The sequence below is a fragment of the Lichenihabitans psoromatis genome, from assembly GCF_004323635.1.
GTDB lineage: Bacteria > Pseudomonadota > Alphaproteobacteria > Rhizobiales > Beijerinckiaceae > Lichenihabitans > Lichenihabitans psoromatis.
Genome location: NZ_CP036515.1, coordinates 2,479,085 through 2,498,193, shown reverse-complemented (window position 1 = coordinate 2,498,193; position 19,109 = coordinate 2,479,085). Strand labels below are relative to the sequence as shown.

Here is a 19,109-nt window from a genome sequence, read left to right as displayed (position 1 = left end):
TCGCGTTCTTCACCGTCAAACGGCAAACCCCATCCCGTCAAAGTCACCGTCCACACAAATTGCAACTTTGAACCAAGATCCGAATTGAGAGGCGTGAGGGGCAGCGCTAGGAGAGTGGCACGCCCGTCATCTTCGCTCGTTAGATCATCGGGCAACGCTTTATCTGCCGGGGGCTGACGTGACATTGAGCAAATCCAACGTGACCTTTGCGGCCAAACTGGGACTCAGCGCGATCGTTTTGATCGGGCTTGTCGCCAGCACCGGTGTCGCGAATGCGCGCGATAATGGCGGTGTGTCGGACTTTTTTCAGCAGATCTTTGGTGGTGGCAACGCTCAATCCAGCGAACCCCTTCCTCAGCCGATGTTCGAGGATCCATCCAGCCCGCCTTTGACCGTGCGGATGCGGCCGAAACACCACACGCGTCCTGCACAAGCTGCACGATCGCCGCAGGAAACGCTCCAGGCGATCCGCAACACCACGATCTTCACGGATAAGACCCTTCAGCGCGGCGATGCCGTGATGACGGCGTCGGGCATGCGGGTCTTTAATGGCTCGACCTCATGGCCCTATAACAACGACGATTTCGTCGCTCTCGCATCGGCCAAGCAGATGAAGCCGGCTATGCGGAAAGAATTAAACGCCATCGATGTCGCGTCGCGGATGGATCAGCGCTGAGGCGCTGCGCGGGCGAGCAAGATCTCGGCCGCGGGTACGATCAGATGGTACAATGAACTTGCCGGGATCGTCGTCGCCGACAAGGTTCCGTCGAGCCGGAACTGATCCTGCCAGCAGCCTTTAACCGGTCCGCCAAGGTAGGTCCCGAGGAGGCTCTGGACCAGGGCGTCGGCTTCATCCAGCAAGTCCGGTCGTCCGGTCGCGGTGGACTGAACCAACAGAGCCTTGAGATATTCCGTTTGCGGCCAAAGGCGGCGACTGTCGCTGAGCGGTTGTCCCGAGATATCGACCTCATCGATCAAAAAGCCACTCTCATGCCGCCCGATGGCGAGCGCCGTCTGCATCAGCGCAGAACAGTGGCCTGAGACGTAACGTCCGGTCGATCGTTCGAAGCGCCGGAGCAGCCATACCCATTCCATCATATGTCCGGGGTCGAGGCGCTCCGAGCGATAGGCCGCATCGACCTGCCATTGGGGGCCGAAAAATTCGCGGAGCACCCCGGTATTCTGGTCGATGAAACGGCTGCGGAAAAGGCCGAATAGCTCACCCGCGCGGGCGAGATGGCGCGCCTCGCCGGTCGTCTCGTAGAGCGCCAGATTGGCCTCGAAGAAGTGCATATGCGGGTTTTGGCGACGCGGGAGTTCGCCCATCGTGCTCTCGGCCCAGCCTCCGTGCAGCCCGGCCATCCCCTCGTCAATGACGTGTAGGGTTTCGTCGATCCAGGTGCGGTAGCGCTCGTCGCGAGTCGCCTGATAGAGATATCCAAGAGCGTGGAGAACGAAAGCATGGTCGTAGAGGTCATGCCGGCTATCGAGCACCGTGCCGCTCCGGTCGAACCGCGCGACCCAACCCTTGCGGCCATCCGGAGCCCAGGCGATCGATCGAAGCCGGTCCATCATCCGCTGCGCCAGCGCGATGCTCGGGCCGGCCGGCGCGAGCCCGAGCGTGGCCGCATGAGCAAACACATAGATCTGTCGCATGCCCGTCCGCAGCCGCAAATCGGCGGAGCGCAAGGGTTGACCATCGAGCGTCAAGGCTTCCCAGAACAACCCGGTGTCGTCGCACACCTTTTCGGCCCAAACCGGAAGCGCTTGTGCGGCGACCCATTCGACGTAGAGTTGCAGAGACATGCGCTTCGATCCTCCGGGTTGAGCAAGGCTCGCGGTCTCGTGCCATCAACGATGAGACGACACAAGTGCGGACCTCGCGCCGACGGTCGACGCTGACCGCGCGGAGCGATACGGCACGACGAGCCCGGAGCCCGGCGGTCCGACCCGACAATTACTTCTTGGCGCTGTCCTTGCCCTTGGTCGCGAAAGGCGACACAGGACCCGTATCCTTCGGTTTTTCCTGCTTGGGCTTCTTCTTTTCCTTGTTGCTCTTCTGCTCACCCTTGGCCATGGCGGTCACTCCCGTTGCGGCGGGTCACGGTCGGAACGATCGTGACCCGCGCGATCCGCATATCTTCAAAGAGCGCCTTGGCAAAGTAAAGCCTTGTAAAGCAAAAGATTGTCAGCCTTTGGAACCATGCGGATCATCGACGCGCGGCCAGAGCGGACGGGTCAGCTTGCGATAGATGGTGCGCCGCGGATCGGACGGATAAGGCGCACCGGCATCGATATAGATGATCTCGGCTGCCACGGGCGCGAACCCGGCGTGGAAGTGATTGGTCGATTTGACAAGCAAAATGGCCTTCGCGGCAGGATCGATCCCGAGATTGGAGAAGATGTCGGGCTCGAATGTCTGGGTCCGATTGGTGTTGAGGATCACCTCGACGGCGGTTCCTTCGATGCGAATGACGGCGGTTGCGCCAAGCGTCACCCGGCTTGCACCAAAGCTTTGCCAGCCTTCGTGCACCGCTTTCAACACCGTCACGTCGGCATCGATGGGGGCACCCCCATCCGGGCCGGCTTTACCGCCAAAGCGGAGCATCAAGCGCGCCCCCTCCCCGGCCGCCAGACAGAACGTGACCGCCATCGGGTCCCAGATGGTCGCGACCGCCACATTATCGATCTGCCGCTCGAGGATGCGGCGAAGGATCAGCGTGCCGTCACCCGCGACGCCACCACCGGGATTGTCCCAGACATCGGCCACGACCACAGGCTTCCCGGGGGCTGCCGCCGATAGCGCCACGGCGCGGTCGAGACCGGCCTCGGTCTCCAGCATCGGCATCGCTGTCGTGCCACGCAGCGCGAAGATCTCGAGGCCGAGACGCTTGGCGACCTCGGCCGCCTTGGCGGGTTCGCCGTCGGTGATCACCAGCATCCGCGTGCCGAGTTCGGGCACGTCCGCCGCCATGAAACCGTGGATCAGCGAGATCGACAAAATCCCATTACGGCCCTGCATGGCTTTCATGCGATCCACGAAGGAGCGCATCGGCTCGCGGCTCGTCGGAAAGACGCCGACCATCCGACAATCGAAGCTCGCCATGCTGGGCTTGATCTCGCCCCGCAGCGTTCGTAGCGCGAGATCGACGACATGCTCGGCGCGTTCGACAAAATCCGTATGCGGAAATTCGAGAAATGCCGCCAGAATATCGGCATTGGCGACGCGCTTCGGCGTGAGATGGCTATGCGGATCGAGTTCGGCCGCGACGAGAACGTCCGGCCCGACAAGAGCGCGAATACGCTCGAGGAAGTCGCCTTCGCAATCGTCGTAACCCTGCGCCACCATGGCGCCGTGAAGGCCAAGCACCACGCCATCGACCGGCATCGCGGCGCGCAACTCGTCAAGGATCTGATCGCGCAGATCCTCGAAAGTCTGCCGTTGCAGCAGGCCGCCGGGCTCGGCCCAGGTGGCGGTGCCTTCGACGAGATCGAAACCCTCCGCGATGGCGCGTCGGCGCAGCACCACCATGGGGGCCGAACAGAGCGTCGGCGTCGCGGGATGCTGCCCGGGCGCCGCATAAAATGCCATGTCGAAACTGGCCCGATCGGTCGGCACGGGCGAGAACGTGTTGGTTTCGGTCGCGAAGGAGGCGGTGAAAATCCGCATCAGAGCGGCTTGTAGGCGATGGCCTCGATCTCGATTTTGATGTCGATCATCAGCTTGGCCTCGAGCGTCGTGCGGGCGGGCGGGTTCGTCGGGAAATAGTCCGCATAGACCGCGTTGAAGGCGGCGAAATCGCCGGCATCGACCAAGATCACGAAGGTTTTGACCACGTCCGACAGATCCGCACCGGCCAGCGCGAGAGCCGCCGCAATATTCTGCATCACCTGACGGGTTTCGGCGTCGATGCCCCCGGCCACGACTTTGCCGTCGGCCCCGACCGGAACCTGGCCCGACACGTAGATGAAGTCCCCGGCCCTGACGGCAGGGGAGAGTGGCACGTGAGAGGCGCCGAAATGCTGCTTTGTCATCCCAATTCCCGAAAAGATGCGTCGATCAAGCCGACCCGCTTATTTCACAGCGCCGAGCGCCAAGCCCCGAACGAGATAGCGTTGCAACCATGCGAAGATGACCGCGACAGGAATGGAGGCCACAAGCGCGGCCGCCATCACATATTGCCAATCGACAGTGTAACGGCCCGCTACCAGCGAGAAGACGCGCAACGGCAGCGTGTAGCTGTCCTCCCGTCGCAGCATCGTCAGCGCGATGACGAATTCGTTCCAGGCGTTGATGAAGGTGAAGATCGCGGTCACGACCATGGCGGGCACGGCGAGCGGCAGGAACACGGTCACGAGCGTGCGCCAATGGCCCGCCCCCTCCATCCAGGCCGCCTCTTCGAGATCGCGCGGAATGGTGGTGAAATAGCTCTGGAGCATCCACACGCTGAACGCGATGTTGAACGCCACATAGATCACCACGAGCACGTTGAGGCTGTCGATCAGCCCGACGCCGGCGACGAGGCGAAACAAGCCGATCACCAGCACGATGGGCGACAGCATCTGCGACACGAGAAGAAACTGCCGGAACGCGCTGCGCCCGACGAACCGGTAGCGGCTGAGCCCATAGGCGGCCGGGATGGCCACCAGGATGGTGAGGATCGTGGTCAAGCCTGAGACATAGAGCGAGTTGCCGAGGGCGGCCCCGAAGCCGGTGGTCTGCCACATTTCGGTAAAATTCTGCCAATGGACCTGCGAGGGCCACCATGCCGGGTCGAGCACTTCGGAGGCGGGTTTCAGCGCCGTGATGGTCATGACCGCGAACGGGAACAGGACCACGATGATGACCGGGGCCAGCAGCAGCCAGGAGATCAGCGAGCGGATCAGCTTTTTGCGGTTCATCAGTCCTGCTCCTCCCGCATGGCGAGGCGCACATAGACGATGGTGAACACGATCAAAATGCCGAACATGATCAACGAGACGGCAGCCGCATCGCCGAGCCTCCCGAGCCGGAACCCAAGCTTATAAAGATAGGTCACCAGAATGTCGGTCGAGTTTGCCGGGCCGCCCTGCGTCATCGTCCAGATGATCGGGAAGGAGTTGAACACGTAGATCGTGTTCAGCACGAAGGCGATGTTGATGAAAGGCCGCAGCAGCGGCAGCGTGATGGTGCGGAAACGGTCCCAGGCGCCGGCGCCCTCGATCGCGGCGGCATCGTAGAGATCCTCCGGCACCGAGGAGAGGCCGCCGAGAAAGATCGTTACCGTGAAGGGAATCGATACCAAAATGCCGATCAGGATCTGCATCGGGAAAGCGGTCGAGGCATCCGCAAGCCACTGGATATTCGTGCCGATGAGGCCGAGGTCGCGCAGCCCCGAATTCAGCATTCCACTTTCGCCGTTCAGCGCCCAGCGCCAGACCACCGCCGTCATGGTGAGTGACACCGCCCAGGGCAGCATGATGAGGATGCGGGCAAGGCCGCGACCATAGAAGTCCTCGTTCAGGATCATGGCGATCGGCACGGAACAGACCAGTGTTCCGACCACGACCGATACGGTCCAAAGCAGGGTCCGCCACAAAGCCGCGATGAAATCCGGATCCGCGAACAAGGTGCGGAAATGATCGAGCCCGACGAAATCCCGCATGATGCCGAAACGGTTCACGTCATGGACCGACAGAGAAACGATCTCCTTCAACGGCCAGAGAATGACCGCAGCCGCGAGCAGGAAACTCGGGAAGATCAGGATATAGGGTGTCGCCGAACGTCCCATTGTGTTCCGTGATTGAAGAGAAGCGGCGAGAGCGACAGCTCGCGACGGTCAGCGACGAACGCGCGATCCGGCCGGACCACGGCTCGGAGCCTTGCGTCCTCGCCGGCCGATTGTCGGCGTGAAGCGAAGGGCGGCAGGTGCGCCGCCCCTCGCGTCATTCGGTGTGGCGGCTTACTTCTGGCTGAGTGTCGTGTTGATCTTGGCGGCCGCTTCCTTCAGCGTCCCCTCGATCGGGCCCTGGCCGAGATAAATCTTCTGCACCGCGTTTGAAGTCGTCTGCGCGATATCTTCCCAGCCCGGAATGACGGGCGCGAAATGCGCCTTCGGCAGCAGGGACGTGAAAACCTTCAGGTCGGCGTTATCGGCGAAATACGGGTCGGCCGCTTCTTTGGCATTGACCGGCAGGAAACCTTCGACCTTGTCGAACTTGGTGCGCTGTTCGGTCGTGAACAGGAAGTCGAGGAACGCCCAGGCTTCGTCCTTCACCTTGGAATTATCGAACATCACGATCGAGTCGGTCACGCCATAGGTGCCGCCGTCGCCACCATCGCCGACCGGAATCGGAGCGACACCGTAAGCGAGGTTCGGCACTTCAGCCTTGATCTGGTTCAGCAGGAACGGCGCCGTGATGACGGTGGCGACCTTGCCCTGCTTAAACAGGTTCTGCACGTCCTCACGCGAGTAGGAAGTAACGCCCGGCTCGGTCAATCCGCCATCGATGAAGCTCTTGTAGAGTTTTGCCGTCTCGATCGCGGCTGGCGAATCCATGCCGGACTTGCCGTCCTTAATGATGTCGCCGCCGTTGGCCCACAGGCCGTAGTAGAAATAAACGTCGGTCTCGATTTCCTTGCCTTGCAGACCAAAGGGGAAAACCGGGCTGCCGGAGGATTTGATCTTGTCGGCGTCGGCCTTGAACTCGGTCCAGGTTTTCGGCGGTGTGTCGATGCCAGCCTTCTTGAACACGTCCTTATTATAATACATGGCGCGCGCCGAGGCCGCGATCGGCAAGCCATAGACCTTGCCGTTCATGATCGAGGGCTTCAGGAACGTGTCGATGAAGCGGGCTTTGAAATCCGGCTTTACGTAGGCATCAAGCGGAGTCACGACGTTTTGGGACACGTAGTCGAGCAGCCAGCGCGTCCCGATGATCGACAGATCCGCATTGGCGCCGGCCGAAATGTCGGTCGTGAGCTTCTGTTGGAGGTTGTCCCACGGAACGACCTCAATCTGGATCTTGGTGCCGGGATGCGACGCCTCGAACTCCTTGGCGGCAGCGTCGAAGTAAGGGCCTGTGCCCTTGCTGTATTCGGCAATCGTAACACGGACGGTTCCGGCCTGGGCCATGGAACAGAAAGCCAGCATGCTGGCGCCGGCAAGAAGACCAAGTCGTCTCATATGCACTGCAACTCCCCCTTAACGAGGCGATCGGCCCATGCCGCACCGCACTCCGGCGCCTTCGCCATCATGTTCCAACCGCGCTCTAAGAGGCTCGGCTAAGCCGCAGTGTTCTATGAAATTATATTTCTCGCAAGAGTATAATCTGAGCGAAATGCACAGATTTCAATGTTGCTTTTTTTCACAGCCAACGCTTTGATCGCGCCTCTTCTCGTGACGCGGACCTGAAATGACGATTGCCGCAATGGAGTTATTTGGCCTGAAAGACCGCCACGTGCTGATCACCGGCGCGGGCGGCGGCATCGGTCGTGCGCTCGTGGCCACGTTCCAAGCGGCGGGTGCGCGGGTCTCCGGTGCCGATCGCGACCTGTCGCTGCTCGAGAGCCTCGATCTTGTCCATCGTTTGACGTTCGATCTCACTGACCCGACCTCCATCACGCGCGAGATGGCGCGCCTCGACGAGGCCGATGCGATGCCGGATGTGCTGATCAGCAACGCCGGCTTCACCCGCGCCGACATGCTCGATCAAGTCGACACGGCGGCCTGGGACAATGAACTCGCCATCAATCTGACGGGAGCCTTTCATGTCGCGACGCCGGTGGTCGCCGCCATGGCGCGGCGCGGCGGCGGGGCGATCGTCTTCATCGCCTCGGTCAATGCCCTCGCGCATTACGGCAATCCGGCCTATTCGGCCGCCAAGGCGGGCCTGATTGCCTATGCCAAAGCGCTGGCGGTCGAGCGGGGGGCCGTGGGCATCCGCGCCAACGTCATCTGCCCCGGCTCGGTCCGCACGCCTGCCTGGGACCATCGGTTCGAGCGTCAGCCCGGCCTCGCGGCGCAAGTGCTGCCGCATTATCCGCTCGGCCGCCTCGTCGTGGCCGATGAAGTGGCGCGCGCCGCCCTGTTTCTCGCCTCGCCCGCCGCATCTGGCATCACCGGGGCCGTGCTTCCCGTCGATGCCGGGCTGACGGCCGGCAATTATCGCTTCGTCAAAGACGTCATCGAGGGGAGCGCCTGACATGGCCGCACTGAATATCAAGCGCCTGGTCAAAGCCTATGGACCCGTCGCCGTGCTGCATGGGATCGACCTCGCGGTCGCCAATGGCGAATTCGTGGTTCTGGTCGGCCCCTCGGGTTGCGGGAAATCGACCCTGCTCCGCATGATCGCCGGTCTCGACGACATCTCCAGCGGCGAGATGTGGATCGGCGACCGGCTCGCCAACACGCTGCCGCCCCAGCAACGCAATATCTCCATGGTGTTCCAGAGCTACGCGCTCTTCCCGCATATGACGGTCGGGCAGAATGTCGGCTTCGGGCCACGCATCCGGCACGAGACGGCCGCCGCCATTGCCGGCAAGGTCGACAAAGCCGCCAGCACCCTCAACCTCGCGCCCTATCTCGATCGCCTGCCGCGCCAATTGTCGGGGGGTCAACGCCAACGCGTCGCCATGGGCCGCACCATCGTGCGCGAGCCGGATCTGTTTCTCTTCGACGAACCTTTGTCGAACCTCGACGCCAAGCTCCGGGTGCAGATGCGGACCGAGATCAAGGCGCTGCATCAACTGCTGAAGACCACCATCGTCTATGTGACGCACGATCAGATCGAAGCCATGACCATGGCGGACCGTATCGTGGTAATGAACGGCGGCCGGATCGAACAGGTCGGTTCACCGCTCGAACTCTATGACCTTCCCGTCAACAAGTTCGTCGCGGGATTCCTCGGCTCACCCGCCATGAGCTTCATCCCCGGCGTCATCGAGCGCGGCGATGGGCTGCCCCGTCTCCGCACCAAGGCGGGATTCACGCTGCCGCTGGGCGCGACCGACGCCGTATCGGGTCAGACCGTCGAGATCGGCATCCGGCCAGAGCATTATCGGCTCGCTTCGACCGGCACGGGCTTCCCCTACATCGTCTCGGTGGTCGAGCCGACCGGCGCGGAAACGCATCTTTTCGGCACCATCGCCGACGTCGAGGTCCGCTGTGTGTTCCGCGAGCGCGTGTCGCCGAAGCCCGGCAGCACCCTGATGCTCGACGTCGATCCGGCGCTCGTCCATGTCTTCGACGCGCAAACGGGCGAGCGGCTCTGAACCCCGGCAACCCTCGTGCCATCGATATCGTGGCCCGCTTGCACGCGCTTGGCGAAACCGGCAGCCCCTCCGACCGGCGCGTTGCCGCCGTCGTGCTGGCAGACCCGGAATTTGCGACGCGTGCGGCCATCGCCCGGCTGGCCGAACGCGCCGGCGTCAGCGAACCCACTGTGACGCGGTTCTGCCGCACGCTCGGCTGCGATGGGTTGCGCGACTTCAAGGTCAGGCTGGCCCAGTCGGTCGCCTCGGCCGGCCGCTATCTCGAGGCAGCCTCCTCCGGTCGTGTGGCCGGCGACAGTATTCCCTCGGCGATCTCGGCTCATGCCTGCGACGCGATCGAGCGCGTGTGTGGCGCGGTCGATGTCGAGGCGCTGGGGCTTGCGGCCGCGCTCCTGACGTCGGCCCGGATGATCCGCGCCTATGGATCGGGCGGCTCCTCGTCGTTGGCCGCCACCGAACTCGAGAACCGCCTGTTCCGCCTCGGTCTATCCATCTCGTCGCATATCGACGGCGAAATGCAGCAGATGACGGCGGCTGCAGCTCAGCCCGGAACCGTGATGGTGGCCTATTCGGTGTCGGGCGAGGTTCGCAGCGTGGTCGATGCGATCGGGATCGCTGGCCTCTATGGTGCCCGCACGATCGCTATCACGGCGCCGGGCTCCTCGCTTGCCGGCGTCGCCGAAATCGTCCTGCCGTTCCGGATCGAGGAGGACAGGGACGTCTATCTTCCCTCCCCGGCCCGCTATGCGCTACTGGCCTTGACCGACATGCTGGCCGCCGTCGTGGCCAAGCGCATCGGGCCGCCGGCCCTCGAAGGCATGCGACGCATCAAACACCACCAGAGCCTCGGCCGAAGCAATGCCGACCAACTCCCGCTCGGAGACTGAGCCATGACCCTCTCGGAAATCGAGACGCCCGCGGTTCTGATCGACCTGCCCCGCGTCGAAGCCAACCTCAAGCGGGCGCAGGATTATGCCGACGCGCATCGGCTGCCGTTGCGGCCCCACGTCAAGACCCACAAGCTGCCGCGTTTCGCCAAGCGGCAGATGGAGCTCGGTGCGATCGGCATTACCTGCCAGAAGATCGGCGAGGCTGAGGCCATGGCCGACGGCGGGGTGACCGAGATCTTCCTGCCCTACAATATCATCGGCACGCAAAAGCTGACCCGCCTCGTCGCGCTGGCCAACAGGGTCAATCTCTCGGTCACGGCCGACAGCGCCGCCACGGTCGAGGGGCTCAGTGCCGCCTTCATGTCGAGCGCCAAGCCCCTGCCGGTGCTGGTCGAATGCGACACCGGCATGGGCCGTTGCGGCGTCCAGAGCCCGGCCGAAGCGCTGACGCTCGCCCGCGCCATCGCGGCGTCGCCGGGGTTGAGCTTCGCCGGGTTGATGACCTACCCGGCCGCCGGCGCGGTCGAAACCAACGCGACCTGGCTGGCGGCTGCCGTCGACCTGCTCACCAAAGCGAACCTGCGGCCCGCGATCGTGTCCAACGGCGGCACACCCGACCTTTGGCGCGCCCATGAGGTCGCGGCCGCGACCGAACATCGGCCTGGGACCTACATCTATCTCGATCGCTTCCAGGTGACACGCTCGGTCGGCACGCTGGAGGATTGCGCCTTGACGGTGCTGACCACCGTGGTCAGCCGCCCGACCGACGACCGCGCCATCATCGACGCTGGTTCGAAAGCGCTGACGAGCGACACCCTCGGCCTCGATGGCTACGGCTATGTGGTCGGCTACCCCGATGCCGTGGTCAGGAGCCTCAGCGAGGAACATGGCATCGTCGATCTCTCGGCCTGCGCGGCAAAACCGGCCCTCGGCGAGCGCCTTCGCATCATCCCGAACCATTGCTGCGTGGTCTCGAACCTCTTCGACGAGGTCACGCTCATCGAGGGCGACACCATCGTCGAGACCGTCGCGGTCGCGGCGCGCGGCCGTGTCGTCTGACCTTCCTTTTTCGCTCACACCGGACGCGCTCATGTCACCCGAACAGAACCCCTTTCCGAACGATCCCGACCGCCGCGCCATCTGGGACATGCTGGTCCATCGCGACATCGATGCGTTCCTGGCCGCCGATTGGTCGATGACCGAACCCGACTTTCTTGCCGCCGGCTTCTTCGGGCTGAATGCTGGTAAATCCGCTAATCCTGATAGCTGGCGCTTGGGCTTTCCGGATCTTGCGACCTATCGCGACGAATGGCTGCGCCAAGCGGCCGACACCGCGACGACCCACTATGCCGAGCCCCTCCGGGCGGCGCTGTTCCGCGCCACCAACCTGCACTTCATCGAGGTGTCGGGCGAGCGCGCCGTGGCGCATAAGAAGTTCGACGGCACCGTCGCCAAGGCCGATGGCGGGATCGACACCCTGAATTGGCAGACACTCTATTTCTGCACCAAGCAGACGGGCGAGTGGAAGATCGCGAGCTTCGTCGGCTATATGCCGTTCCCGATGGGACGGGGAATTTAAGTCACGCTCCGAGCCGCGTCGACGTAAGACTGCAGCGTCGCGCCGACCCTCTCGATCACGGTCGATCGCGGGATCGCCACGACGGCCGGCAACCGCAGCACGTAGCGTGTGAACGCGAGGCCGAGGACCTGGGACGCGATCAGGGCCGCGCAGGTCACGGCTTGCGCTGGATCGACGATCACTGGGTTCAACGTCGCCAAAAGCTGTCGATCGAAAATGTCGGTCGCCTTGGCTTGGGCCGCCGGATGCGAGGCCGCAGCACGCAACAGCGCAGGCAATTCGTCACCAGCACCGTCGCCTTCCCACCGCGTCAGCACGTGGCGCGCCAACGTCCGACCGATCGTCTCGAACGGAACAGCGCTCAAATCTGGCAGACGTAGATCGAACGCAACCGCGGCCGCGAAGAGACCGTCCTTGTCGCCGTAATAGCGCATCACCATCGCGGGATTGATCGCGGCTTCCGTGGCGACGGCACGGATTGTCGTCCGCTCATAGCCGTCGCTCGCAAAGATCTTACGGGCAGCAAGCAGAATACGATCTCGAGTGGGCTGCGACCGAAGCGGTCGAACGGCGGCGTGGACGGGATCGAGCAATGGGCATTCCATCTTTTGGAAAGCAAACAAGCGTTTGCATTTATCTAAGCCTTGTGTATGTAAACGCATGTTTACATCAGCGAGGGCCGCAAAATGCAATCCCTTCCAAGTTCGACCGACATCCTCATCGTGGGCGCAGGCCCAAGCGGGCTTGCGCTTGCGGCGGAACTCCGGCGTCTAGGCGCGTCGGCGCTTTTGATTGACCGTCAGACCGAGGGCGCCAACACGTCGCGCGCCGCGGTCGTGCATGCCCGCACGCTCGAAGTGCTCGAACCGCTCGGCGCTACCGAGGCGCTGCTTGGCATCGGCTTGATTGTATCGACCTTTCAGGTTCGAGATCGCGACAATCTCCTGCTGAGCGTCGACTTCGCCGACCTGCCGACGCGATACCCCTATGCGCTTCTCTGTCCTCAGAACAAGACCGAAGCGGTGCTTCTGGATCGTCTTCACAGCCTCGGCGGCGACGTGGTTCGGCCAGTCGACGTCACGACCGTCCGGCAGGGCCCGTTAGGGGCGGCCGTCGATATGATGATCGATGGATCGACCCGGACGATCGAGACAAAGTGGTTGATCGGTTGCGACGGCATGAACTCGATCGTTCGTGAGCAGAGCGGCATCGGTTTTGCCGGCGCCGCATATCCTCAGGATTTCGTCCTTGCGGATGTGCGGATGGACTGGCCGCTCCCTCGCGACGAGGTCGACCTTTTTCTCTCACCTGATGGTCTGATGGTGGTGGCGCCGCTGCCGGACGATAGATTTCGCGTTGTCGCGACCGTGACCCATGCGCCCGAGCATCCCACGACCGACGCCATCGAAGCGATCCTCCGCCAACGTGGGCCGGCGACGTCGAGCGCCATTCGGGTTCACGATCTCATCTGGAGTTCCCGGTTCCGGGTTCACCATCGCATCAGTGATATGCCGCGAAAAGGTCGCGTGCTGCTGTGCGGAGATGCCGCTCATGTGCATAGCCCGGCCGGAGGTCAAGGCATGGAACACCGGCATCCAGGATGCGATCGCTCTCGCAGTGCCCCTGATCGAGGCAGTCAGGTCCGGCGACGACGGCGGTATCGATGCCTGGGCAAAGGCAAGGCATGCAATCGCCGAGGACGTGGTCAAGACCACCGACAGGATCACGCGACTCGGCTTGTTGCGCTCCGGACCTGCGCAAGCGGTTCGGAACACCGCCTTCAGCTTGCTGGGGCACATTCCGGCCGCAACCTCGGCGCTCGCTCGTAAGATCGCCGAAATCGACAATCGCTAGATCGCGCCCTTATCCACCAACATCACGAGCTTGTGGCCTGGAAAACCGGCCGGCGCGAGTGTGACTTGCTCGTAATGCCGCAAGCCGTGATCCGGGTGGTCGAACGACCGTTCGCCGCCTTCGCGCGCCAGCACCGCCTGATCGGCCCAGAGGGCCGCGAAAGCGGCACTCGCCTCGCTCAATCGAGCCACCAAGGCTTGAAGCGCCGGATCGTCCCGACTGCGGCCGGTGTCGGCCCGGAACTCGGCGACGATGCGGCGGGCACGATGATCCCAATCCGGAATCAAGCGCCGCGCTGCGGGTGACAGGAACACAAAACCGAGCAGGCATGGCTCGTGTCCGTCGATCCATTCGGCGAATAGATCGGCGGCCGGTGCGTTCCAGGCGCGAATGGCCCAGAGCCGGTCGAGCAGGTAGGCGGGCGCCGACGAGGCGTCGAGCGCCTGCTGCAAGACTGCGATCGGTCCCGCATCGGTCTGCTCGTCGGTTAAGGCGGCGGGATCCCGCTTTTCGGTCAGTTCGAAGAGGTAGGCCCGCTCGGCCAGCGTCAGATGCAGCGCATCCGCCATGCGAGCGAGGGCGGCCGGCGAGACCGAGATGTCGCGCCCCTGCTCGATCCAGGCATACCAGGTCGGGCTCATGCCACAGATCTGCGCCACCTCCTCGCGGCGAAGCCCGGGTGTCCGCCGTCGACCATGGCGGGCCGGGGCGAGACCGACATCGGCAGCCGTCAGCCGCTCGCGATGGCGACGGAGGAAAGCGCCGAGCAGGCGTCGATGATCGTCACGGGAGGACATTCTGGTGCAGCTTATACCAGGATAAGCTGCCAACTTGTTCCCGTTTCTCACAAGCGCCAGATACGTCCGGACCGAGGAGGATCCCCCATGAGCCAGACCCAAAGCCAACATGACTTCGTTGTCGACCATTACGCGCCGCGCGCGTCGGCCTACGTGACGAGCGCGGTGCATAGCGGTGGCGCCGATCTCGACCAGATTGAAGCCTTCGTGCGCGGCGCCAGCGAGTCCCGCGTGCTCGATCTCGGCTGCGGCGGCGGTCACGTCAGCTACCGCGCCGCGCCGCATGTGCGCGAGGTCGTGGCCTGCGATCTGACACCCGACATGCTGACCGAGGTGTCGCGGACGGCGGCCGAGCGTGGACTGGCCAATATCGCGGTTCAACAGGCGCCGGCCGAGCGCCTGCCTTTCGCGGACGGCAGCTTCGATATCGTGCTCTGCCGCTTCACGACGCATCATTGGCACGATGCGGAGGCGGGCCTGCGGGAAGCGCGCCGCGTGCTGAAGCCGACCGGGCGGGCGTTGTTCAGCGATATCGTTTCGCCTGGGCACCCCCTGCTCGACACCCATCTGCAAACCGTCGAATTGCTGCGCGACCCATCCCATGTCCGCAACTATTCGGCGGCCGAGTGGATCGCCAAGCTCATGGCTGCGGGGTTTTCAGCGCAGTCGTTGACACCGCGCAAATTGCGAATGGAATTCGGCGTTTGGACCGCCCGGACCAAGGTGCCGGAGGATTTCGCCTCCGTGATCCGGCAGCTTCAGGTCAAGGCCAGCGCAGCAGTCCGGCAGCATTTCGGGATCACCCCGGACGGCAGTTTCGATCTCGACTCGCTGACGATCGAAGCGGTGCCTGCAACGCTCTAGGACCCGCGATCAGCCTCGGGCAAGATCGGCCTTGATTGAGACAGACGCCACCTCGCCAGCGTGAGCCGGCGCGGAGGCGCAAGCGACGATCAGGGCCGCAAAAGCGACGATCAGGGCGACCAGAAGATCCGCCCAATTCGGCCGGGAGCGGACGTTGGCCCGCAAGGAAAAACTCATCAAACGCTCCCCGCTGGTCTTGCCAGTTGCTGAGCGTCAACTTCGCCGAATGTCGTGAACCTGGTGTTACGTCCGGCGTCCCGATCGGTGGATGTCGGGGAAAAGCCCCCACAAAGGTAAATCGTTTACATTACGCCGCAAACAGGCGGCCGTGGACGCCCGCCGTTAACGTTTGGACTCGGGCGCGCTCTGCCGGTTGGCCACGAGGTCGTCGACGACGGCCGGATCGGCGAGGGTCGAGACATCGCCCAGCGCGCCGAGTTCGTTTTCGGCGATCTTCCGCAGGATGCGCCGCATGATCTTGCCCGAGCGCGTTTTGGGGAGCCCCGGCGCGAACTGGATGACGTCCGGGCTCGCGATCGCACCGATCTGCTTGCGGACATGGGCGACAAGATCGAGGCGCAACGGCTCGGTGGCTTCGACGCCCTGCATCAACGTCACATAGGCATAGATGCCCTGCCCCTTGATGGGATGCGGAAAGCCGACGACGGCCGCTTCCGATACCGTGTCATGCGCGACCAGCGCGCTCTCGACCTCTGCGGTTCCCATCCGGTGCCCGGAAACGTTGATGACGTCATCGACCCGGCCCGTGATCCAGTAATATCCATCCTGGTCGCGGCGGCATCCATCCCCGGTAAAATATTTGCCCGGATAGGCGCTGAAATAGGTTTCCTCGAACCGCTTGTGATCACCGTAGATGGTGCGCATCTGGCCCGGCCAGCTGTCGGCGATCAGAAGATTGCCTTCCGCGACCCCGTCGATCACGAGGCCGTTGGCATCGACGATTTCGGGGCGGACGCCGAAGAATGGTTTTGCGGCAGAGCCCGCCTTCATGGCCATGGCGCCCGGCAGTGGCGTTATCATGATGCCGCCGGTCTCGGTCTGCCACCATGTATCGACGATCGGCAGCCGGCTCTCCCCGACGACGCGATAATACCACTCCCACGCCTCTGGATTGATCGGTTCGCCGACCGAGCCGAGCAGACGCAACGAGGCACGGCTGGTTGCCTTCACGGGGGCCTCGCCGGCGCCCATCAAGGCCCGGATCGCGGTCGGAGCCGTGTAGAAGATCGTGACCTTGTGCTTGTCGACGATCTCCCAACAGCGCGACAGGCTCGGATAGACCGGAATTCCCTCGAACAGGACCGTTGTGCCGCCGTTGGCGAGCGGCCCGTAGACCGAATAGGAATGCCCCGTCACCCAGCCGACGTCGGCGGTGCACCAATAGACGTCATCCTCCTTGAGGTCGAAGACGTGCTGATGCGTCATCGAGGCCCAGACGAGGTAGCCGCCGGTGGTGTGCAGCACACCCTTCGGCCGCCCGGTCGAGCCCGATGTGTAGAGCAGGAACAGCGGGTCTTCGGCGTTCATCACCTCGAAGGCGCATTCGTCCGAAACCGCTTCGGCGGCCTCGTGGTACCAGACGTCGCGCCCCTCCTTCATGGTGATGGCGCCGCCGGTCCGCTTGACGACGATCACCGTCTCGACGCTGGCGCACCGCTCAGCGGCCGCGTCGGCATTGGCTTTCAGCGGAATGGTCTTGCCGCCGCGCAACCCCTCGTCTGCCGTGATGACGAGCTTCGAGCCGCAATCGTCGATGCGACCACTGAGCGCCTCGGGCGAGAAGCCGCCGAACACCACCGAATGGACCGCTCCGATCCGGGCGCAGGCCAGCATCGCATAAGCGGCCTCCGGGATCATCGGCATGTAGATCGTGACCGCGTCGCCTTTGCGGACACCATGATGCTTCAGCACATTCGCGAAGCGGCCCACACGGGCATGCAACTGCCGATAGGTGATGCGCGCCGATTGGGCCGGATCGTCGCCCTCCCAGATGATCGCGACCTTGTCGCCGCGCGTTTCGAGATGCCGGTCGATACAGTTCATCGCGACGTTGGTGAACCCGTCGCCGAACCACTCGATCGACACCTGATGGGGCGCGAAGGATGTATTCTTCACCCGCGTGTAGGGCGTGATCCAGTCGATCCGCTTGCCGTGATGCCCCCAGAATGCCTCGGGATCATGCACCGACTGTTCGTACATCGCGGCATAATCATCCGCCGAGATCGACGCGGCCCGCGCGAAAGCCTCGGGAACCGGGTGGGAAAATTCGGACATGTCACTCCCCGCGACGGGGAAGCATGCCCCGGTGCTTTTTTGTTCGTTCGGGGATCATTATGCGCGAACCGGGACGCTGGACAAGCGCCCGGCTTGCAGCCAGAGCGTCGCGCGGGGGCGAGGCAATCCCGCCTATTGGCATTCCTTGGTGGCCAGGGCAAGCGCCTGAGCGATACCGCTGAGCGCATAGGTGTCGGTCGCGGACCCGCCCTTGGCCATCGCCACCTTGACGATCAAGCGACCGTTCTTCTTCATCGCGTCGATGAAGCGGGTTTCATCCGCCGCATTCTTGACGAAGGCGTTTTGACCCTTGGAAAGCAGATCGAAGCTGGTCGAACCGAGCGTCGCCTTGCCGTCCGCGGCGCCGTCTTTCAACGACACGCCCATGATGACCGAAATTTCGTTTTTGACATTTTCGGCCGGCCGATTCGAAATGAAGATATGGGCCGCGACCTTCTTCAAGCTCGCGGGGGATCGGTCCTTCGGCTGCGCCAGGGCGTAGCAGACCTTGGCTTTGCCGGGGGTTTTGTAGACGCTCCAGTCTCCGAACGTCCCCACGAGAGCGGGCGTCGTGCTCTCGGCCGGAGCGGCCGCCGGCTTGGCCGCATGGCGCGAGCGGGCCTCAGCCAAAGTCGGAGACATTACGATCGAAGCGACCGCCGCCAGCCCCAAAAGGCAGAGACGACCCGTGTTGTTCGAGCTGATCATGGAACGAGTTGAACTCCCAGCGAAGCTTGACGCGCGAACACGGCCTTAGCACGCAATGATTTAACGATGTGGAAACCAAGCCCGAGGATGGCGGCGAAAATGCGGACCCGCGCCGCATTGAAGGGTGCCGCATGGCTGATCTCGATCAGCGATCCCATCGAACCTTCCGGCTCCTGCTTAGTTTAAGGTGTGGGCCGGGCGCGACGACGCGCAAGGCATGTCCAGGGGCCGTTCGACCATGTCTATACGTTCGCGTTTGCTTGCTGCCGCCGTGCTCATCACGATGGGCACAACCCTGTCGGGATGCGGCTACAATAATATTCCGACCCGCGAGGAACAGGCAAAGGCGAGCTGGGCCGAGGTGCAGAATCAATATCAGCGCCGCGCCGACCTGATCCCGAACCTCGTCAGCACGGTGCAGGGCTATGCCAAGCAGGAGAAGGACGTGCTGACCTCGGTGGTCGAAGCGCGCGCCAAGGCCACCCAGGTCAAAATCGACGCCTCGCAGCTCACCGACCCGGATAAGCTGAAGCAGTTTCAGGATGCCCAGAACCAGCTGTCGGGCGCCTTGGGCCGCTTGCTCGCCGTGAGCGAGAATTATCCTGACTTGAAATCGAACCAGAACTTTCTGGCGTTGCAATCGCAGCTCGAGGGAACCGAAAACCGCATCGCCGTCGCGCGCCGCGACTACATCGAGAACGTGCGCGTGTTCAACACCACATTGCGGACCTTTCCGGACGTGATCTGGCAGACGCTGGTGTTCCACGATAAGCCGCTGGCCGAGTTCACCGCGACGTCGGGCTCGGAAACACCGCCGCAAGTGAAGTTCTGACCGGGGCGATACGATGCAGGCGCGTCTCGATAGGCCA

The 19,109-nt window shown here is 63.3% G+C and carries 21 protein-coding genes and 1 pseudogene; 10 read left to right on the top strand and 12 right to left on the bottom strand.

Going from position 1 to position 19,109, the window contains the following annotated elements:
- Positions 1 to 178: 178 nt before the first annotated feature.
- Complete coding sequence (locus EY713_RS11635) at positions 179 to 676, top strand: hypothetical protein (protein WP_131115007.1); 498 nt, start codon at positions 179 to 181, stop codon at positions 674 to 676.
- On the opposite strand, the gene EY713_RS11630 is transcribed toward EY713_RS11635, so the two are convergent.
- The 6 genes from EY713_RS11630 to EY713_RS11605 all read right to left on the bottom strand — a co-directional run bounded on the left by EY713_RS11630 (position 667) and on the right by EY713_RS11605 (position 7,166).
- Positions 667 to 1,806: an AGE family epimerase/isomerase gene (locus EY713_RS11630; RefSeq protein ID WP_131115004.1), complete on the bottom strand. Its 1,140-nt coding sequence runs from the start codon at positions 1,804 to 1,806 to the stop codon at positions 667 to 669. The two genes, EY713_RS11635 and EY713_RS11630, sit on opposite strands and share 10 nt — an antisense overlap.
- Positions 1,807 to 2,188: 382 nt before the next feature.
- A complete protein-coding gene (locus tag EY713_RS11625) occupies positions 2,189 to 3,670 on the bottom strand; it encodes a M81 family metallopeptidase (protein ID WP_131115002.1) in 1,482 nt (493 codons plus the stop codon).
- Positions 3,670 to 4,035, bottom strand: coding sequence for a RidA family protein (locus tag EY713_RS11620; RefSeq protein ID WP_131115000.1), 366 nt, complete (start codon positions 4,033 to 4,035; stop codon positions 3,670 to 3,672). The genes EY713_RS11625 and EY713_RS11620 overlap by 1 nt, the downstream gene beginning before the upstream one ends.
- 39 nt (positions 4,036 to 4,074) lie before the next feature.
- On the bottom strand, positions 4,075 to 4,902 hold the full coding sequence (locus EY713_RS11615; RefSeq protein WP_131114998.1) for a carbohydrate ABC transporter permease: 828 nt from the start codon (positions 4,900 to 4,902) through the stop codon (positions 4,075 to 4,077).
- Entirely contained in the window at positions 4,902 to 5,771 is an 870-nt protein-coding gene (locus EY713_RS11610; protein WP_131114996.1) for a carbohydrate ABC transporter permease, read from the bottom strand. The genes EY713_RS11615 and EY713_RS11610 overlap by 1 nt, the downstream gene beginning before the upstream one ends.
- 171 nt (positions 5,772 to 5,942) lie before the next feature.
- On the bottom strand, positions 5,943 to 7,166 hold the full coding sequence (locus EY713_RS11605) for an ABC transporter substrate-binding protein (RefSeq protein ID WP_131119616.1): 1,224 nt from the start codon (positions 7,164 to 7,166) through the stop codon (positions 5,943 to 5,945).
- Between the two features lie 229 nt (positions 7,167 to 7,395).
- On the opposite strand from EY713_RS11605, the gene EY713_RS11600 reads away from it, so the two are divergent.
- The 5 genes from EY713_RS11600 to EY713_RS11580 are packed head-to-tail and all read left to right on the top strand — an operon-like array spanning position 7,396 to position 11,722.
- The gene (locus EY713_RS11600; RefSeq protein ID WP_131114994.1) at positions 7,396 to 8,184 is read left to right on the top strand and encodes an SDR family oxidoreductase; all 789 of its coding nucleotides are present in this window, start codon (positions 7,396 to 7,398) and stop codon (positions 8,182 to 8,184) included.
- Between the two features lies 1 nt (position 8,185).
- Positions 8,186 to 9,253: an ABC transporter ATP-binding protein gene (locus EY713_RS11595; protein ID WP_131114992.1), complete on the top strand. Its 1,068-nt coding sequence runs from the start codon at positions 8,186 to 8,188 to the stop codon at positions 9,251 to 9,253.
- A gap of 29 nt (positions 9,254 to 9,282) precedes the next feature.
- Positions 9,283 to 10,140 carry a MurR/RpiR family transcriptional regulator gene (locus EY713_RS11590; protein WP_245504275.1) on the top strand — a complete coding sequence of 286 codons (858 nt, stop codon included), beginning with the start codon at positions 9,283 to 9,285 and terminating at the stop codon, positions 10,138 to 10,140.
- Positions 10,141 to 10,143: 3 nt separating this feature from the next.
- Positions 10,144 to 11,202 (top strand): D-TA family PLP-dependent enzyme, encoded by a 1,059-nt coding sequence (locus EY713_RS11585; protein ID WP_131114988.1) that lies wholly within the window; start codon positions 10,144 to 10,146, stop codon positions 11,200 to 11,202.
- Between the two features lie 31 nt (positions 11,203 to 11,233).
- Complete coding sequence (locus EY713_RS11580; RefSeq protein ID WP_131114986.1) at positions 11,234 to 11,722, top strand: hypothetical protein; 489 nt, start codon at positions 11,234 to 11,236, stop codon at positions 11,720 to 11,722.
- Here EY713_RS11580 and EY713_RS11575 read toward each other — a convergent pair.
- On the bottom strand, positions 11,719 to 12,315 hold the full coding sequence (locus EY713_RS11575) for a TetR/AcrR family transcriptional regulator (RefSeq protein WP_210215265.1): 597 nt from the start codon (positions 12,313 to 12,315) through the stop codon (positions 11,719 to 11,721). The two genes, EY713_RS11580 and EY713_RS11575, sit on opposite strands and share 4 nt — an antisense overlap.
- A gap of 93 nt (positions 12,316 to 12,408) precedes the next feature.
- On the opposite strand from EY713_RS11575, the pseudogene EY713_RS11570 reads away from it, so the two are divergent.
- A pseudogene (locus tag EY713_RS11570) lies at positions 12,409 to 13,245 on the top strand (FAD-dependent monooxygenase); the annotation flags it as partial.
- A 19-nt stretch (positions 13,246 to 13,264) separates the two neighbouring features.
- Positions 13,265 to 13,576 (top strand): FAD-dependent oxidoreductase, encoded by a 312-nt coding sequence (locus EY713_RS23585; RefSeq protein WP_425374366.1) that lies wholly within the window; start codon positions 13,265 to 13,267, stop codon positions 13,574 to 13,576.
- Here EY713_RS23585 and EY713_RS11565 read toward each other — a convergent pair.
- Positions 13,573 to 14,373, bottom strand: coding sequence for a helix-turn-helix transcriptional regulator (locus tag EY713_RS11565; RefSeq protein WP_131114978.1), 801 nt, complete (start codon positions 14,371 to 14,373; stop codon positions 13,573 to 13,575). The genes EY713_RS23585 and EY713_RS11565 overlap by 4 nt on opposite strands.
- Positions 14,374 to 14,460: 87 nt before the next feature.
- Between EY713_RS11565 and EY713_RS11560 the strand changes: the two genes are divergently transcribed.
- On the top strand, positions 14,461 to 15,237 hold the full coding sequence (locus EY713_RS11560) for a class I SAM-dependent methyltransferase (RefSeq protein ID WP_131114977.1): 777 nt from the start codon (positions 14,461 to 14,463) through the stop codon (positions 15,235 to 15,237).
- A gap of 9 nt (positions 15,238 to 15,246) precedes the next feature.
- Here EY713_RS11560 and EY713_RS22745 read toward each other — a convergent pair whose 3' ends face one another.
- The 4 genes from EY713_RS22745 to EY713_RS22740 all read right to left on the bottom strand — a co-directional run bounded on the left by EY713_RS22745 (position 15,247) and on the right by EY713_RS22740 (position 18,398).
- Complete coding sequence (locus EY713_RS22745) at positions 15,247 to 15,414, bottom strand: hypothetical protein (protein ID WP_165491105.1); 168 nt, start codon at positions 15,412 to 15,414, stop codon at positions 15,247 to 15,249.
- Positions 15,415 to 15,579: 165 nt separating this feature from the next.
- Positions 15,580 to 17,532, bottom strand: a complete 1,953-nt coding sequence (acs, locus tag EY713_RS11555; RefSeq protein ID WP_131114975.1) for an acetate--CoA ligase — start codon at positions 17,530 to 17,532, stop codon at positions 15,580 to 15,582.
- Between the two features lie 132 nt (positions 17,533 to 17,664).
- Complete coding sequence (locus EY713_RS11550; RefSeq protein WP_165491104.1) at positions 17,665 to 18,174, bottom strand: invasion associated locus B family protein; 510 nt, start codon at positions 18,172 to 18,174, stop codon at positions 17,665 to 17,667.
- 62 nt (positions 18,175 to 18,236) lie between these two features.
- Entirely contained in the window at positions 18,237 to 18,398 is a 162-nt protein-coding gene (locus EY713_RS22740) for a hypothetical protein (protein WP_165491103.1), read from the bottom strand.
- 80 nt (positions 18,399 to 18,478) lie between these two features.
- On the opposite strand from EY713_RS22740, the gene EY713_RS11545 reads away from it, so the two are divergent.
- Positions 18,479 to 19,072, top strand: coding sequence for a LemA family protein (locus EY713_RS11545; protein WP_131114970.1), 594 nt, complete (start codon positions 18,479 to 18,481; stop codon positions 19,070 to 19,072).
- The last annotated feature ends 37 nt before the right edge of the window (positions 19,073 to 19,109 follow it).

What these genes read in the sequence shown, in the direction of transcription:
- EY713_RS11630 (WP_131115004.1), bottom strand. Translation starts at nt 1,806, where the DNA reads ATGTCTCTGCAACTCTACGTCGAATGGGTCGCCGCACAAGCGCTTCCG.
- EY713_RS11625 (WP_131115002.1), bottom strand. Translation starts at nt 3,670, where the DNA reads ATGCGGATTTTCACCGCCTCCTTCGCGACCGAAACCAACACGTTCTCG.
- EY713_RS11620 (WP_131115000.1), bottom strand. Translation starts at nt 4,035, where the DNA reads ATGACAAAGCAGCATTTCGGCGCCTCTCACGTGCCACTCTCCCCTGCC.
- EY713_RS11615 (WP_131114998.1), bottom strand. Translation starts at nt 4,902, where the DNA reads ATGAACCGCAAAAAGCTGATCCGCTCGCTGATCTCCTGGCTGCTGCTG.
- EY713_RS11610 (WP_131114996.1), bottom strand. Translation starts at nt 5,771, where the DNA reads ATGGGACGTTCGGCGACACCCTATATCCTGATCTTCCCGAGTTTCCTG.
- EY713_RS11605 (WP_131119616.1), bottom strand. Translation starts at nt 7,166, where the DNA reads ATGAGACGACTTGGTCTTCTTGCCGGCGCCAGCATGCTGGCTTTCTGT.
- EY713_RS11600 (WP_131114994.1), top strand. Translation starts at nt 7,396, where the DNA reads ATGACGATTGCCGCAATGGAGTTATTTGGCCTGAAAGACCGCCACGTG.
- EY713_RS11595 (WP_131114992.1), top strand. Translation starts at nt 8,186, where the DNA reads ATGGCCGCACTGAATATCAAGCGCCTGGTCAAAGCCTATGGACCCGTC.
- EY713_RS11585 (WP_131114988.1), top strand. Translation starts at nt 10,144, where the DNA reads ATGACCCTCTCGGAAATCGAGACGCCCGCGGTTCTGATCGACCTGCCC.
- EY713_RS11580 (WP_131114986.1), top strand. Translation starts at nt 11,234, where the DNA reads ATGTCACCCGAACAGAACCCCTTTCCGAACGATCCCGACCGCCGCGCC.
- EY713_RS23585 (WP_425374366.1), top strand. Translation starts at nt 13,265, where the DNA reads ATGCCGCTCATGTGCATAGCCCGGCCGGAGGTCAAGGCATGGAACACC.
- EY713_RS11565 (WP_131114978.1), bottom strand. Translation starts at nt 14,373, where the DNA reads ATGTCCTCCCGTGACGATCATCGACGCCTGCTCGGCGCTTTCCTCCGT.
- EY713_RS11560 (WP_131114977.1), top strand. Translation starts at nt 14,461, where the DNA reads ATGAGCCAGACCCAAAGCCAACATGACTTCGTTGTCGACCATTACGCG.
- EY713_RS22745 (WP_165491105.1), bottom strand. Translation starts at nt 15,414, where the DNA reads ATGAGTTTTTCCTTGCGGGCCAACGTCCGCTCCCGGCCGAATTGGGCG.
- acs (WP_131114975.1), bottom strand. Translation starts at nt 17,532, where the DNA reads ATGTCCGAATTTTCCCACCCGGTTCCCGAGGCTTTCGCGCGGGCCGCG.
- EY713_RS11550 (WP_165491104.1), bottom strand. Translation starts at nt 18,174, where the DNA reads ATGTCTCCGACTTTGGCTGAGGCCCGCTCGCGCCATGCGGCCAAGCCG.
- EY713_RS22740 (WP_165491103.1), bottom strand. Translation starts at nt 18,398, where the DNA reads ATGGGATCGCTGATCGAGATCAGCCATGCGGCACCCTTCAATGCGGCG.
- EY713_RS11545 (WP_131114970.1), top strand. Translation starts at nt 18,479, where the DNA reads ATGTCTATACGTTCGCGTTTGCTTGCTGCCGCCGTGCTCATCACGATG.